14 protein-coding genes and 1 pseudogene are annotated in these 13,059 nt (G+C 65.3%); 11 read left to right on the top strand and 4 right to left on the bottom strand.

Translation table 11 applies throughout. From position 1 onward, the window contains the following. Positions 1-43: 43 nt before the first annotated feature. The 3 genes from ACT53N_RS16855 to ACT53N_RS16865 all read left to right on the top strand — a co-directional run bounded on the left by ACT53N_RS16855 (position 44) and on the right by ACT53N_RS16865 (position 3,191). The gene (locus ACT53N_RS16855) at positions 44-1,300 is read left to right on the top strand and encodes an MFS transporter (RefSeq protein WP_476064965.1); all 1,257 of its coding nucleotides are present in this window, start codon (positions 44-46) and stop codon (positions 1,298-1,300) included. A 27-nt stretch (positions 1,301-1,327) separates the two neighbouring features. Beyond that, on the top strand, positions 1,328-2,134 hold the full coding sequence (locus tag ACT53N_RS16860; protein ID WP_476064966.1) for a TrmH family RNA methyltransferase: 807 nt from the start codon (positions 1,328-1,330) through the stop codon (positions 2,132-2,134). Positions 2,135-2,195: 61 nt separating this feature from the next. Next, on the top strand, positions 2,196-3,191 hold the full coding sequence (locus tag ACT53N_RS16865) for an alpha/beta hydrolase (protein ID WP_476064967.1): 996 nt from the start codon (positions 2,196-2,198) through the stop codon (positions 3,189-3,191). Here the strand turns inward: ACT53N_RS16865 and ACT53N_RS16870 are convergent. Further along, on the bottom strand, positions 3,179-3,907 hold the full coding sequence (locus tag ACT53N_RS16870; protein WP_476064968.1) for a helix-turn-helix transcriptional regulator: 729 nt from the start codon (positions 3,905-3,907) through the stop codon (positions 3,179-3,181). The two genes, ACT53N_RS16865 and ACT53N_RS16870, sit on opposite strands and share 13 nt — an antisense overlap. A gap of 93 nt (positions 3,908-4,000) precedes the next feature. Between ACT53N_RS16870 and ACT53N_RS16875 the strand changes: the two genes are divergently transcribed. The 8 genes from ACT53N_RS16875 (at position 4,001) to ACT53N_RS16910 (ending at position 11,779) form a co-directional block, all read left to right on the top strand. Continuing rightward, a complete protein-coding gene (locus tag ACT53N_RS16875; RefSeq protein WP_476064969.1) occupies positions 4,001-4,729 on the top strand; it encodes a glutathione S-transferase family protein in 729 nt (242 codons plus the stop codon). A gap of 345 nt (positions 4,730-5,074) precedes the next feature. Beyond that, positions 5,075-5,857: a FadR/GntR family transcriptional regulator gene (locus ACT53N_RS16880; RefSeq protein ID WP_181242804.1), complete on the top strand. Its 783-nt coding sequence runs from the start codon at positions 5,075-5,077 to the stop codon at positions 5,855-5,857. A gap of 259 nt (positions 5,858-6,116) precedes the next feature. Continuing rightward, positions 6,117-6,965, top strand: coding sequence for a 5-dehydro-4-deoxy-D-glucuronate isomerase (kduI, locus tag ACT53N_RS16885; RefSeq protein ID WP_476064970.1), 849 nt, complete (start codon positions 6,117-6,119; stop codon positions 6,963-6,965). A gap of 12 nt (positions 6,966-6,977) precedes the next feature. Continuing rightward, positions 6,978-8,165, top strand: a complete 1,188-nt coding sequence (locus ACT53N_RS16890) for a glycoside hydrolase family 88/105 protein (protein ID WP_476064971.1) — start codon at positions 6,978-6,980, stop codon at positions 8,163-8,165. Between the two features lie 31 nt (positions 8,166-8,196). Further along, complete coding sequence (locus ACT53N_RS16895) at positions 8,197-8,952, top strand: FadR/GntR family transcriptional regulator (protein WP_476064972.1); 756 nt, start codon at positions 8,197-8,199, stop codon at positions 8,950-8,952. Between the two features lie 111 nt (positions 8,953-9,063). Beyond that, positions 9,064-9,393 carry a hypothetical protein gene (locus tag ACT53N_RS16900; RefSeq protein WP_310212509.1) on the top strand — a complete coding sequence of 110 codons (330 nt, stop codon included), beginning with the start codon at positions 9,064-9,066 and terminating at the stop codon, positions 9,391-9,393. 140 nt (positions 9,394-9,533) lie between these two features. Beyond that, complete coding sequence (locus ACT53N_RS16905) at positions 9,534-10,190, top strand: glutathione S-transferase family protein (RefSeq protein ID WP_476064973.1); 657 nt, start codon at positions 9,534-9,536, stop codon at positions 10,188-10,190. 17 nt (positions 10,191-10,207) lie between these two features. Continuing rightward, the gene (locus ACT53N_RS16910; RefSeq protein ID WP_476064974.1) at positions 10,208-11,779 is read left to right on the top strand and encodes a glycoside hydrolase family 43 protein; all 1,572 of its coding nucleotides are present in this window, start codon (positions 10,208-10,210) and stop codon (positions 11,777-11,779) included. Between the two features lie 197 nt (positions 11,780-11,976). On the opposite strand, the gene ACT53N_RS16915 is transcribed toward ACT53N_RS16910, so the two are convergent. The 3 genes and pseudogenes from ACT53N_RS16915 to ACT53N_RS16925 all read right to left on the bottom strand — a co-directional run. Then, positions 11,977-12,351 carry a retropepsin-like aspartic protease gene (locus ACT53N_RS16915; protein WP_476064975.1) on the bottom strand — a complete coding sequence of 125 codons (375 nt, stop codon included), beginning with the start codon at positions 12,349-12,351 and terminating at the stop codon, positions 11,977-11,979. 55 nt (positions 12,352-12,406) lie between these two features. Continuing rightward, positions 12,407-12,670: a hypothetical protein gene (locus ACT53N_RS16920; protein ID WP_476064976.1), complete on the bottom strand. Its 264-nt coding sequence runs from the start codon at positions 12,668-12,670 to the stop codon at positions 12,407-12,409. A gap of 199 nt (positions 12,671-12,869) precedes the next feature. Then, positions 12,870-13,059: pseudogene (locus ACT53N_RS16925) on the bottom strand (hypothetical protein); the annotation flags it as partial.

The following is a 13,059-nucleotide window of genomic DNA, read 5'->3' on the forward strand; positions in this document are numbered from 1 at the left end:
AGTGTGGGGGCAGGCGCGGCGACAGATCGCGCGGGGAGGTGAGATGCGGTCTGACGACGGGGCGCGGCCCAGAGAGCCGGTGCGCGCGAATTTCATCGCCGCTTACACCGTCGCGCAAATTGCGGCGTTCGTATCGTTCCAGCCGCTGCTTCAGGTTCTTCTCCCTCTCAAGGCTGAGGCCATCGATCCTGGCGGCAAGGCGGTGGTGCTTGCTCAGGTCGCCTTCTACGGGGCCATAGCGGCCAGTATCGCCAACCTGCTGGCCGGGGCGATCAGTGATCGCACCACCTCGCGTTTTGGACGTCGACGGCCCTGGATGGTGATCGGCGCCATCGGCGCGTCGTTGGCCTACCTGGCCATCATGCACGCCGAAACGCCGCTCGAGCTGATCGGCGGCGTGATCCTGTTCCAGGTGGCGTTCAACCTCTGTTTCTCGGCGCTGATGGCGGTGATGCCTGACCGCGTGCCAGACACCCAGAAGGGCTTGGTCGCGGCGTTTCTGAGCCTGGGCAATCCGATCGGGACTGCGGTGGGCGCTGTGGTGGTCGGAGGGCTGCTCGTCACCGAGAGCTACCGCTACGCCACCATAGCCGCAGCCCTGTTACTGGGCCTCGCCCCGTTCGTGATCCGGCTCCGTGACCCACCATTGCCAGCCAGCGAGGTGCCGCCGTTCAATCTGCGGGCCTTCGTGTCGGGTCTCTGGGTCAGCCCGCGCAGGCATCCGGACTTCGCTTTCGCCTGGCTCGGGCGCTTTCTGGTGCTCGTCGCTTTCAGTCTCGTACAGAGCTACATGCTCTACTTCCTGAAGGACGAGGTCGACTATCCGCACCTGTTTCCCGGACGCCGGGCGGAGGAGGGGCTGGCGATCCTGGCGACGGTCTCGACCGTCTTCAACGTGGCGTGCGCGATGCTGGGCGGGGTGCTCTCTGATCGCCTTCGTCGGCGAAAGCTGTTCGCGTTCGGTGCGGCCCTGACGGTGGCGCTGTCGCTGATCGTCTTCTCAATGTCCCCGGACTGGCCGGTGTTGGTGGCCGCGTTCATCGTCTATGGCTGCGGGGTAGGTTGCTTCTCCGCCGTCGATATCGCGCTGGTGACCCAGGTGCTGCCGTCGCAGCGGGATGCGGGCAAGGATCTGGGCGTGATCAATCTCGCCAATACGCTGCCGCAGGCGTTGGCGCCCGCGCTCGCGGTATGGAGCCTTGGCCCCACGCACGGCGATTTCCGGATGTTCTTCCTAGTGGCCAGCGGCCTGGCCCTGGCTGGCGGACTGGCGATCCTGCCGATACGAGGGGTGCGCTGACCGCCCGCTTCGTTTTCAGAGCCCGCCTTGCCCCAGTTTCATCGTGTCTCGCACCCGGACGATCCCGCCGTCGCTCCGTTCCGCGCGATCAAGGAGCGTGACCTCGTCGGTCGCGAAGGGCTGTTCATCGCCGAGGGCGAGACCGTGCTTCGCGCCTTTGTCCGCGACGCGCCCGAGCGCGTGGTCGCTCTGCTGATTGATCCCAAGCGCCTCGACAAGCTCGAGGTGGTCCTCGCGGGCTTGCCGAGTGACACGCCTGTGCACTTGGCCGAGCAGGCGGTGCTGGACTCGATCGCCGGCTTCCACCTGCATCGCGGGATTCTGGCGCTGGGTCGCAAGCCGCCGGCGCTGAACGCGCGTGATCTGCTGGCGAGCCTGCCGGCGCGGGCCGTGGCGTTGCTCCTCTGCGGTATCGCCAATCACGACAATATCGGGGGCATCTATCGGAACGCGGCGGCGTTTGGCGCCGATGCGGTGATCCTCGACGCCGACTGCTGCGATCCGCTGTACCGCAAGGCGATCCGGGTGTCGGTCGGTGCGGTCCTGTCCGTCCCGACGGCGCGGCTGACGCGGACCGACTCGATCGCGGACCTGCTCGAGGCCACCGGCTTCGAGGGACTGGCCTTGAGTCCGGCGGCGGATGAGATTCTCGCAGCGCTCGAGCCGGCGCCCCGGACTGCGGTGCTGCTCGGCGCCGAGGGGCCCGGCCTCACGCCGGAGGTCATGGCGCGCGCGCGTCGGATCGGCATTCCGATGGCCAATGGCTTCGACTCGCTGAACGTCGCTACGACCAGCGGCATCGTTCTGCATCACCTGCGTTTCGCGAAAGGCTAGGAAACCGGTTTCCAAACCCGCGCTGGGGGTTTTAGGGTCCGCCAACGACAACGAGTAGGTCTTGGCTTCCATGTTGAACCGGCGCGGCGCTCTGAGCGCTTTTGTTTCGAGCGTGCTGGGTTCCTTGGCGGCGGGCGAGGCGAGGGCGGCGAAGATGGACAATCCAGCGATCACGCCGCCGGATCCGACCGAGGCGATCGTGCTTTGGCCGCATGGGGCGCCGGGCGGCGACAGCGTGAGCGTCGAAGAGGCGATCGTTGAGCGGGGCGATCCGAAGGGCTTGAGGGATCGGGCCCAGGTTCACACGCGCGCCCCCAAACTGGTGGTGTTTCGGCCGAAGACCCCGAACGGCGCGGCCGTGATGCTGATCCCTGGCGGCGGCTACGAGCGGGTCGTGCTGGACAAGGAAGGCTATGAGACCGCGCGGTGGCTCGCCGCGCGTGGCTACACCTGCTTTGTTCTCTTCTACCGTATGCCGGGCGATGGCTGGGCCTCTGGCGGCGATGCGCCGCTGCAGGACGCCCAACGCGCGATCCGCCTGATCCGCGCCAGAGCCGAGGGCATGAGGTTCTCGGCTGACCGGGTCGCCATCATGGGCTTCTCGGCCGGCGGACATCTTGCGGCGAACCTAACCACGCGCTTCGATGTCGAGACCTACCCGGCCATGGACGCTGCCGACGGTTTGCCGACCAAGCCTAACCTTTCGGCGCTGATCTATCCGGTGATCACGCTGGACCCGACGGCCGCCCATGGCGGATCTCGCAAGCAACTCCTCACGCAGCGCGACACGCCCGAGCGAGCGATTGAACTCTCCCCCGAGAAGCAGGTCCGCGCAGGGCTTTCGCCGGTGTTCCAGTTGCACGCAGCCGACGACAAGTCGGTTCCGGTCGAGAACTCGTTGCTGATGTTCGCAGCGCTGAAGGCCAAAGGCGTGCCCACCGAGATGCACATCTTCGAAGAGGGCGGCCATGGGTTCGGCTTGCGCTTCGTCTCGGGCAAGCCTGTGGCCGCCTGGCCAGGTCTCTTCGAGGCGTTCGCCAAGCGTCACGGCGTGTAGCAGTCGCTCGCGGCGCGGGCCTCCCAGGCGGTGATCTCGGCTTCTCGGAACCGCAGCCACTCGGCTCGCAGCACGGCGGGGCGCTTGCCGTGGCGTTCGTCCATGAACTCGGCGCCGACCACGCGATCGGTGCGGAAGGTCCGGAACGCGGCGCGAAGTTCGCACCAGGCGATGATCATCCGGATCGTCTCGCGATAGCCGACCGTGACCGGCCAGATGACCCGCTCGCTGATCGAGCCCGCCTCGTCGCTGTAGTTCAGGCGGATCTTGCGGCCGGCATGGATCCAGGCGCGCACCTGGGCCACATCAATTCGATCGGTCTGCGGCTTCCACGCCGGCGCGGCGGCGGCGGCGGGCTCCAGCACATAGGGGCGTAGACGATCAGGGACGGCGGCGGCGATCTTGCTGGTCAGGTCGCGAGCGGCCTTGGCCAGGACCGGGTCGCCGCGCCCCGCCACCCACTGGGCGCCGAGCACGGCCGCCTCGATCTCATCAGGCGTCAGCATGAGCGGCGGCATGTCGAACCCCGCCTCCAGCACATAGCCGACCCCGGCCTCGCCCCGAATGGGCGCGCGCTGACCCACCAAGGCGGCGATGTCGCGATAGACGCTGCGCTTGGACGTCTCCAGCTCGGCGGCGATGGCGTCGGCGGTGACCGGCGCGCGGCTGCGGCGCAGGATCTGGATGATCTGGAAAAGGCGTTCGGCGCGTCTCATGGGCTTCACTATCCAGGATCGTTGCTGACAGCATGCTGGCAGTAGGCTGGCGGTAGCAAGTCGTCATCGCGACATTCGGGATGGAGAGGGACGATGATCACGCTGTTCGCCACGGGAGCCGGGTTCGGGTTGCCCGAGATCAGCCCCTATGTGACCAAGACCGAGGTCCAGTTGATGATGGCGGGTCTGGACTATCGTAAGGCGGCGGGCAGCCGCGAGACGGCGCCGAAGGGGCAGTTGCCCTGGATCGAAGACGCGGCTCAAGCGATCGGCGACTCCACCTTCATCCGCGTGCACATCGAGCGGAAGTACGACGTCGACCTTGATATCGGCTTGAGCGGCAAGGAGCGGGCGCAGGCCTGGGCCATCGAGCGAATGCTGGAGAACCAGCTGGGGTGGGTTTCGGCCTATTTCCGCTTCATGGATCCCGCCAACTTCAACAAGGGGCCCGCCCGTTGGTTTGACGGCGCGCCGGCGGAGCTTCGGGACGACCTCCGAGCGACGCTCAAGCAGGCGGTCGCCGCAAATATCCGAGCGGTCGGCGTGGGCCGTCACCTGCCAAATGAAGTGGCATGGCTCGGCGGCTTATCGTTGCGGGCCTTGGATGAGCTTCTGGAGGATAAGACCTACCTGATGCGTGACAGCCACCCGGTGGGCGTGGACGCCACCGCCTTCGCGATGCTGGCGGCCGTGCTGACGCCGTTCTTTGACTCGCCCTTACGGCGTGAGGCCGAGAGTTATCCGAGGCTGGTCGCCTATGTCGGGCGGATGATGGCGCGTTACTATCCGGCGCATGACTGGGGGCTAAGGCAGGCTGCCTAAGCGACTCCACATGAGAGCGCTAACAAATTGGCTGTACAACTTTCTGCGGCGTTGGGATTATTGGTAAGGCCATTTTGAGATTGATTGCCTAGCCAATCTTGCTAACTTGCGTTGGCTCCGCCGCACGGCTTGAACCGCTGGTGGCTGAGCGCTCGTCGACCAGGGCGCTGCGTATCTTGCGCCCACCTCCTCCCGGGGCGGACGACGAGGGCGACCGGAGTCCTTACCCTCCGGTCGCCTCGACTTCTTGGTAAGGCCACTTTGACCGGGGCGCCTTGTGACTGGGGCGTGCGCGCGCTAGTCGTTGGACTGCGCCGTTTCGGGCGTCTGTTAGCGGCCGCTCCAATGTCGACCCTCTCGCTGGACACCTCGTCTCCTGACGCCACCCGGCTCTATCAGCAGGTGGCGGCGTCGATCAGCGCCGCGATCGCCGAAGGTGTCTATCAGCCGGGGCACCGGTTGCCCTCTGAACGTGATCTCGCCGACGAGTTCGGGGTGAGCCGCCCCACTGTCCGACGCGCCATCATCGCCCTGGAGATGCGCGGTCTTCTGGAGGCGCGGCAGGGCTCCGGCGTCTATGTGCGCCTCGACCAGCCGCCGCCGCCCGTGAAGGACCTGGATATCGGGGCGTTCGAGCAGGCCGAAGCGCGACGTCTGTTCGAGGGCGAGGCAGCCGCCCTGGCCGCGACGCTGATCACCGACGATGAGTTGGCCTATCTTGAGACCCTGGTCACTGAAATGAACAGCGAGGCCTCGACGAAGGAGCAGAGCGAACTGGCCGACCGCCAGTTCCACATCACGATCGCCCAGGCCACGCGCAACACGGCCGTGGTGAGGGTCGTCGAGAGCACCTGGGACCTGCGCTACCGTTCGCGGCTCTGCATGCAGATGCTGGAGAAGGCGCGTCTGGTCCGCAAGCGTCCGCTCCGGGACGAGCACCAGGAAATCATCGAGGCGCTTCGAACCCGGGATCCCAAGGCCGCCCGCGCGGCGATGCAGGCGCATCTGGGCGGCCTCATCGAGAATCTTCTGCTCACCGCTGAACTCGAGGCGATCGAGCGCACCCGAGAAAGCCTCGCCGCCAAGCGCGAGGAGATCGCTCTCCGCGCCGCGAGCGCGGCGAAGTAGCGACGCGCCGGTCTCCAGGCGCACTAGCTTTCCGAAGCATTCCAGCTGGCCTGGCCAAAAGCGGACCTGCCAGTCCGCCCCTAGATGCTGACTATCTCTCTGATAAAAATGCGAAATACGGGTGAAGGGCGTCGTCGGTTAACGCGTTTCGGCTGATCACGTGCTGAAAGTTGACATACCGCTTTACGGCTGGTTGTCTAAATTGGTAATGTCAATTTAGAAGCCGCCCCGCTGAGGCGGACGTGCGGCGGGGAGGTCGGTGGGCGTCGACATGGACTATCGCGAGAGCACCGACAGGGCTGGCATGGGGCGCATGACGGCCGGAGAGCTTCGCGACGCCTTCGTCATCGCGAACCTGTTCGAGGCTGGCGCGCTGCGGCTCAGCTATCTGGAGGTCGAACGCGCGGTGGTCGGCTCGGCCGTCCCGACGACAATGCCGCTGGCGCTGCCCACGCACCCTGAGCTGGCGTCGAAGTTCTTCTGTGAGCGCCGCGAAGTCGGGGTGATCAATATCGGCGAGCCCGGTTCGGTGGTGCTGGATGGCGAACGGTTCCAGCTGTCCCGCCACGATTCCCTATACATCGGACGCGGCGTTGAGGCGGTCAGCTTCGAGAGCGAGGACATCGGCCGTCCGGCCCGGTTCTATTTCGTCAGCTATCCCGCCCATGCGCGCTACCCGAGCCGCAGCGTTCGTCGGGATGAGGCCCGCACCATCGTCACAGGGGAAGCCAAGAGCGCCAATCGTCGGGTCATCCGCCAGTCGATCCGACCCGGTGTGGTCGACAGCTGTCAGTTGGTGATGGGCTTCACCGAACTGGAGGCCGGCAGCGTGTGGAACACCATGCCGCCGCACACTCACCGGCGGCGGAGCGAAATCTACATGTACTTCGACGCCGCGCCTGGACGCGTGATGCATCTGATGGGCGAACCATCAGAGCCGCGCGCGGTGTTCATGGACGACGGCGAGGCTGTGTTCTCGCCCAGCTGGTCGATCCACAGCGGCGTCGGGACCGCGAGTTACAGTTTTGTCTGGTCCATGGGCGGCGAGAACCTCGAGTTCGACGACATGGACGTTCTGGCCGTGTCTGATCTGGGCGCGTGCGCGTAGGGGAGGCCCAAGATGACCTTCAAGTTTTTGAGGGCGGCGCTTGTCGCCGCTCTGGTCGCCAGCGCCGGGGCGCAGGCCGCCGCCGCGCCGGAAGCGTCGCCGGCGCGCGCCTCCGCCGACTCGGTGGACGTCGCCGCGCGCAAGGTGGCCGCCTGGCAGTTGGCCCATATGGACAACTTCGACTACGTGCCAGTGACGTCGTTTCGGAAGGACACCGAAGCGCCTCGCGACTGGGTGCAGGCGGCCTTCTATATCGGTCTCTACACCTTCGCCGACGCGACCCAGGACCCTTACCTGACCCGTGCGGCCCTCGCGCACGGCGAGGCCCAGCAATGGGGCTTTGACCATCGCCCCCGCCATGCGGACGCCGACGCCATAGGCGCGGTGTGGATCTGGGCGGCGAACCGTACGAAAGACCCCTCCAAGCTCAACCCGACCAAGGGCCGCTTTGAAGCGGTGCTGGCCAATCCCTCGACGGTGTCCCTGGACTTCGAGCCCAAGCCCGCCAAGGGCGACCCCTACTGCCAGGCGCGCTGGTGCTGGAGCGACGCGATCTTCATGGCGCCGCCGGTCTGGACGGCTCTGTCCAAGGCGACGGGTGACAAGCGTTACCTGGCGCACGCCGATCGCGAATTCTGGGCGACCCACGACTACCTGTTCGACGAGACCGACCACCTTTACTTCCGCGACAGCCGCTTCATCGCGCGTCGCGATGCGGAGGGGCGCAAGATCTTCTGGGGACGCGGCAACGGCTGGGCGTTCGCGGGGATCGCGCGGATTCTGCAGGACCTGCCCGCCAACCATCCAAGCCGCCCGCGCTATGAGGCTGTCTTCCGCCAGATGGCGGCCAAGATCGCGCCTTTGCAGGGCGAACAAGGCTATTGGCCGGTGTCATTGCTCGAACCGCAGAGGACGCCGGAGACCAGCGGCACGGGGTTCTTCGTCTACGGCTTGGCCTGGGGCGTGAACCACGGCGTGCTGCCCCGTGCGAAATATGCTCCCGTCATCGACAAGGGCTGGAAGGCGCTGGAGGCGGCTGTGGAACCGGACGGGCGTCTGGGCTGGGTGCAGCGGGTGGGCGTGGCGCCTGATCAAGTGGGCCGCGACGATACGCAGCTCTATGGCGTGGGGGCCTTTTTGCTGGCGGCCAGCGAGGTGCGTCGCCTGGCGCCAGCTTACAAAGGTCAGGCCAATCGCTAGTATGGGATCATAGAATCCCAAGCGAGGCTGGATGAGCGGCGCGCCCGACCCCCAGAAGCTGTACCAGCAGGTGGCTCGGTCCATCGCCGCGTCGATCGCCGAGGGGCGCTACGCGCCCGGCGATCGGCTGCCGTCTGAGCGGGGACTGGCGGATTCTTTTGGCGTCAGTCGGCCCACGATCCGCGACGCCATGATCGCCTTGGAGTTCCAGGGGCTGGTGGAGGCGCGCCAGGGCTCCGGCGTCTATGTCACCGCGCGCGGCGAGGTGGAGAAGGACCCGTCGGACGCCGAGGTCTCGGCCCTCGAGCTGACCGAAGCGCGGCGTCTCTTCGAAGGAGAGGCTTGCGCCTTGGCGGCGGCGGCCGTCGACGACGAGCAGGTCGCGGCGTTGGAGCGCATGGCCCGTGAGATCGCCCGCCTCGCCGGGGGCGAAGACGGCGAGCGGGTGGAGCACGACTTCCACCTCGCGGTCGCCCACGCCACCCGCAACGCGGCGATCGTGGCGGCGGTGGAGGAAATCTGGATCCTGCGCCGGCAGTTTTCCGATTGCGCCAAAGCCTTGCGGCGCGTCCGGCTCGCCGCGCCGAACGCGTTTGCGGACGACCATCGTCGCATCGTCGAGGCGCTGCGAGCCCGCGACCCCAAGGATGCGCGTCGTGCGATCCACGATCATTTGAACCGCACGGTCGAGGTTCTGCTCTCCATGGCCGAGCGGGACGCGCTGGAGCGCACGCGCCGCGAGATGGCCGACCGGAGAGAGGCGCTTCTGCGTCGGACTGCTATCTAGCGTTGATTTTTCAGGGTTGTTCTGGGCCGCGCCATTTCGTCGCACAAATCAAGGCCTTGCGGTTGAAGCCCTGCGCATGCTGACCTCGCGGCAAGGAATCAGGGGGATGAGATGTCGGATAAGTTGGCGCCGGCGAGCGTCGAGGTGGTTTTGAAAGCGATCTCTGCGGAGATGTCGTTCGCCGCTGTCGCCTGCGGGCATCTGGACGTGGCGCTTGGCAAGATCCTTGAGGTCGTGCCGGACGAGCATCGTCTTTCGGTCATGCAAGAACTGCATACGGTGGATTTGCTGGCGCAGCACATCACGGCGCTGACCGATTTCGCGGGTAACCTGTCTCAACAGCACGGGCAGGGCGTTCTCGAGGTGAACGACTCGCTGAACGCCATCACGCTGGGCGACGTCGCCGCCCGCCTGCGTGAGGCGATTGTCAGCGGGGTTTAGCGCCCAACCGCGTCTGGCGATCTGCAAAAGCATCCAGTCAGGTCGGTCGAGCGACCCAAACCGATTGGCAGATTGTAGAGGTTGTGTCGGCGTTCGGCGGGCTTGAGCGTCCTTGGACGGCAGCGGCCCGGAGCTTCGACATGCGCCCCACCATCACCGCGTTCAAAACTTCACCGGATCGTGGCCGCGGCCTTGCACGCGACATGGCGGTGCGCTGGGCGCTGGAAGAGGTGGGGCTCGCCTACGACGTTCGCCTCGTCACTTTCGATGAGTTGAAGTCCCCTGAGCACAGGGCGCGTCAACCGTTCGGCCAGATTCCGACCTATGAAGACGCTGCAGGCGCGCTCTTCGAGTCCGGTGCGATCGTCATGCATGTGGCCGCGCAGCGGCCGGGCCTGCTGCCCCCGGACCCGGCCGCGCGAGCACGCGCAATCACCTGGATGTTTGCGGCTGTAAGCACCATCGAACCGCCGATCGTCGAGCGCTCCATGGCGAGCCTGCTGGAGCGCGATCAGCCGTGGTTCGAAGCCCGGCGGGGCCTTCTCGACACCAGGGTTAAGGTCCGGCTTGCAGATCTGTCCGCGCATCTGGCGGGCGGCGACTGGTTGGACAGCGGGTTCAGCGCCGGTGACCTTATGATGGTCGCGGTGTTGCGCAGGTTGCACGGCTCGGGCCTTCTAGAGACCTATCCGACCGTCCAGGCCTATGTCGCGCGCGGTGAAGCTCGGCCAGCGTTTCAACGCGCCTTCTTGGCCCAAAAGGCCGTATTCGATGCGGTGGCCAGGGACGGCGCGTGAAGGTGGGGATCGGGAAGATGACTAGGTTTCGAGCGGCCCTGCGAGGGCTGTCGTGCGGCGCCTTGGGCTTGACGATCGTCGCAGCAGCCCCGGCCAGCGTCGCGCAGGTCTGGCGCTCGGACTCTGGGCGCGGGACCTACGCCAATCCGCCGCTCAACGCCGACTATCCGGACCCTGACATCATTCGGGTGGGCGAGGACTTCTACTTCGCCTCGACGACGTTCGTGAACACGCCAGGCCTGGTGCTTCTGCACTCCAAGGACCTGGTGAACTGGGACATCGCCAGCCATGTTATGCCCCGTTTGACGGGCAACCCGAAGTACGACCTGGAGAAGGGCGGTGACTACCGTCATGGGGTCTACGCCCCCAGCCTGCGCTATCACAAGGGCCGGTTCTACATCGCTGTGACGCCGGTCGGCGGCCATACGCGGATCTATTCAGCCGCCAAGATCACTGGTCCATGGACCATGCGCGAGCTTGACCGCGAAGCTTTCGATCCGGGCCTGTTCTTCGACATCGATGGCAAGGCCTACATCGTCACCGCGATCGGCTCGGACGGCACGATTACGCTGCTCAGCCTCAACGACGATCTCACCGCCGTGGTCGACGCCCGCGAGGTGCATTTCAACAAGGGCGCCGAGGGCTCCAAGCTGATCCGGCGCGGCGACTGGTATTATCTGTTCAACGCCATTCCATCACGCCTTGGCCTGACGGTCTCACGCGCGAAAAGCCTGACCGGCCCGTGGGAGACACGGCCCCAGATCGACGACACCTCAGGCGGCCATCAGGGCGCGCTCGTCGATCTGCCGGGCGGCGGCTGGTACGGCTTCGTCATGCTGGACGCCGGCGCCGTGGGCCGTGTCACGAACATCAGCCCCGTCTTCTGGCAGGATGACTGGCCGGTGTGGGGTACCCCCGAGGCCCCCGGCCGGGTCCCCGCAAGCGCCGCCAAGCCGATACCGGGCCATCCGTTCAGGGAGCCGCCGAGCTCCGATGATTTCTCGGGCGCTGTGCTGGGTCGCCAATGGCAGTGGAACCACAACCCTGACGACAACCGCTGGTCGCTGATCGAGCGGCCGGGGTTCATGCGCTTGAGGGCGACGACCAGCGACGCGTTCTGGACGGCCCGCAATACGCTCGTTCAAAAGGGGCAGGGACCCCGCAGTCGCGGCGTCGCAAAGCTGGACCTTCGAGGGCTGGCTGTCGGCGATCAGTGCGGTCTTGGGTCGTTCGGCAAGTTTTCAGCCCAGTTGGTCGTTACACGAACGCCTGAGGGCCAGGGCGAGGTGAGCGCCCGGTTGATCGAGAGCACGGCTCAGGGCTCGAAGACCCTCTCGCTCTCCCAACCCCGTCCGGTGGCGTTGACCGATCTCTGGCTGGCGGTGTCCATGGACTTCACCACGGACAAGAGCGCGCTGAGCTACAGCGTCGACGGCAAGGCCTGGTCGACATTCCCGGGTGATTTCCCGCTGGCGTTCGATTGGAGGACGGGCACCTTCCAGGGCGAGCAGTACGGCCTGTTCTGCTACAATCCCCAAGGCGGGAAAGGGCGGCTGGACATCGACAGCTTCACCCTGAGCCTACCCTAGGTGTGATTTCGAGTTTCCGGGGGGAAATGGTGGATGCGACAGGGATTGAACCTGTGACCCCCTCGGTGTGAACGAGCGGGGGATTTGTCAAAATCCTTACGCTATAAGGAATTCGCGTTCAAGGTCTTCCCGTTCTGTTCACGGTAATCGGGGGGCATGCTGGGGGGCAGCTGGGGGGCAGGCGAGCGACGCGCAGCCTAAGCCGGATCTATCGAGACGCTGCCGTCTGCGCCGTTATAGGCCAATTTGTATTGGCGCAGGAAGGAGCGGCCCAGGATCACGCCATGCCATTGGTCACCTTTCTGAAGCTTGACCCCCGTGAAGGGCTGAAACAACAGCTTCTCAAGGGATGGGACGTAGAGTCGGGCCGTATAAATGTATGCCCAATGACGACCACCAACGCCGCTAATCTCGCCCTCGTCGTGGATTGGTAGGCCCAGCGATCTTGCAAGGTCGTCATCGATGCAGTCTCCCCCCGCGCCTGTATCGATCAGCGCCTTGATGCGCTTCTTGGGAAGATCTGGCGTGGCGCCGGCCGGAGAGAGCGACCGCATGCCAATGTCGACGTACACTGTCGGCCCCAGTTGAACCAACAGGTCTGCAGGCGACTGCGTCGCCGTCCCGTTTTTAAAGCCTGCTTGGGCTGAGGGCATGTGACGGCGTGAAGATCATACCACCCGGCAGTTGGATCGCAGCCGGAGCGCCAAGCTGGCGGATCAGGCAAGCGCCAGAACCAAAACGGTCGACGGCCACCTCCGCAGCTTCCTCAAATCGATCGAAGAGGCCCTCGAGCTTGGCGTTATAGATCAGCACCCATTTTTTCTGGTTGCAGCTCTCAAGCTCAGCACGCATCGACTCGAATGCGGCGATGTCGTCTCTAAGAACGGTCATCGTTAGGTCCCCTGTGACCCTATGGACCACTGAACGGTTCGCATTGCCAATCAACTACGGTGACAACGCGCAACATTCCCACGAGTCGCAAAAATGGGGGTTAACCATTGTTAACCAATTTGTGCACGCGCTTAGCTCACGATCGCAACTTTGCCTACAGGCCTAACCAGGCAAGCTGCTAATTTCGTAGGGACGAGCTTTAACGTTCGAGCGCCGAGCGAGCGCTGCTTTGGTGATCCGGCCGATGGTGGCCGTAGTTCTTCTCGATCATGGTCGCGGTCATGCCGGTGTACCCGGCCGCATCCCAGATGCTGACGTGACCCCCGTTTCTCATCCAGCGATAACGAGAGTCCTGGGTTGATTTGAGCCTTGGTGTTGGTGGGTGGCAA

The organism is Caulobacter sp. DMC95, assembly GCF_056313785.1.

Bases quoted from the DNA above. Each gene is read 5' to 3' on its own strand.
- ACT53N_RS16855 (WP_476064965.1), top strand. From the start codon at position 44: ATGCGGTCTGACGACGGGGCGCGGCCCAGAGAGCCGGTGCGCGCGAAT.
- ACT53N_RS16870 (WP_476064968.1), bottom strand. From the start codon at position 3,907: ATGAGACGCGCCGAACGCCTTTTCCAGATCATCCAGATCCTGCGCCGC.
- ACT53N_RS16875 (WP_476064969.1), top strand. From the start codon at position 4,001: ATGATCACGCTGTTCGCCACGGGAGCCGGGTTCGGGTTGCCCGAGATC.
- ACT53N_RS16880 (WP_181242804.1), top strand. From the start codon at position 5,075: ATGTCGACCCTCTCGCTGGACACCTCGTCTCCTGACGCCACCCGGCTC.
- ACT53N_RS16890 (WP_476064971.1), top strand. From the start codon at position 6,978: ATGACCTTCAAGTTTTTGAGGGCGGCGCTTGTCGCCGCTCTGGTCGCC.
- ACT53N_RS16895 (WP_476064972.1), top strand. From the start codon at position 8,197: ATGAGCGGCGCGCCCGACCCCCAGAAGCTGTACCAGCAGGTGGCTCGG.
- ACT53N_RS16900 (WP_310212509.1), top strand. From the start codon at position 9,064: ATGTCGGATAAGTTGGCGCCGGCGAGCGTCGAGGTGGTTTTGAAAGCG.
- ACT53N_RS16905 (WP_476064973.1), top strand. From the start codon at position 9,534: ATGCGCCCCACCATCACCGCGTTCAAAACTTCACCGGATCGTGGCCGC.
- ACT53N_RS16910 (WP_476064974.1), top strand. From the start codon at position 10,208: ATGACTAGGTTTCGAGCGGCCCTGCGAGGGCTGTCGTGCGGCGCCTTG.
- ACT53N_RS16920 (WP_476064976.1), bottom strand. From the start codon at position 12,670: ATGACCGTTCTTAGAGACGACATCGCCGCATTCGAGTCGATGCGTGCT.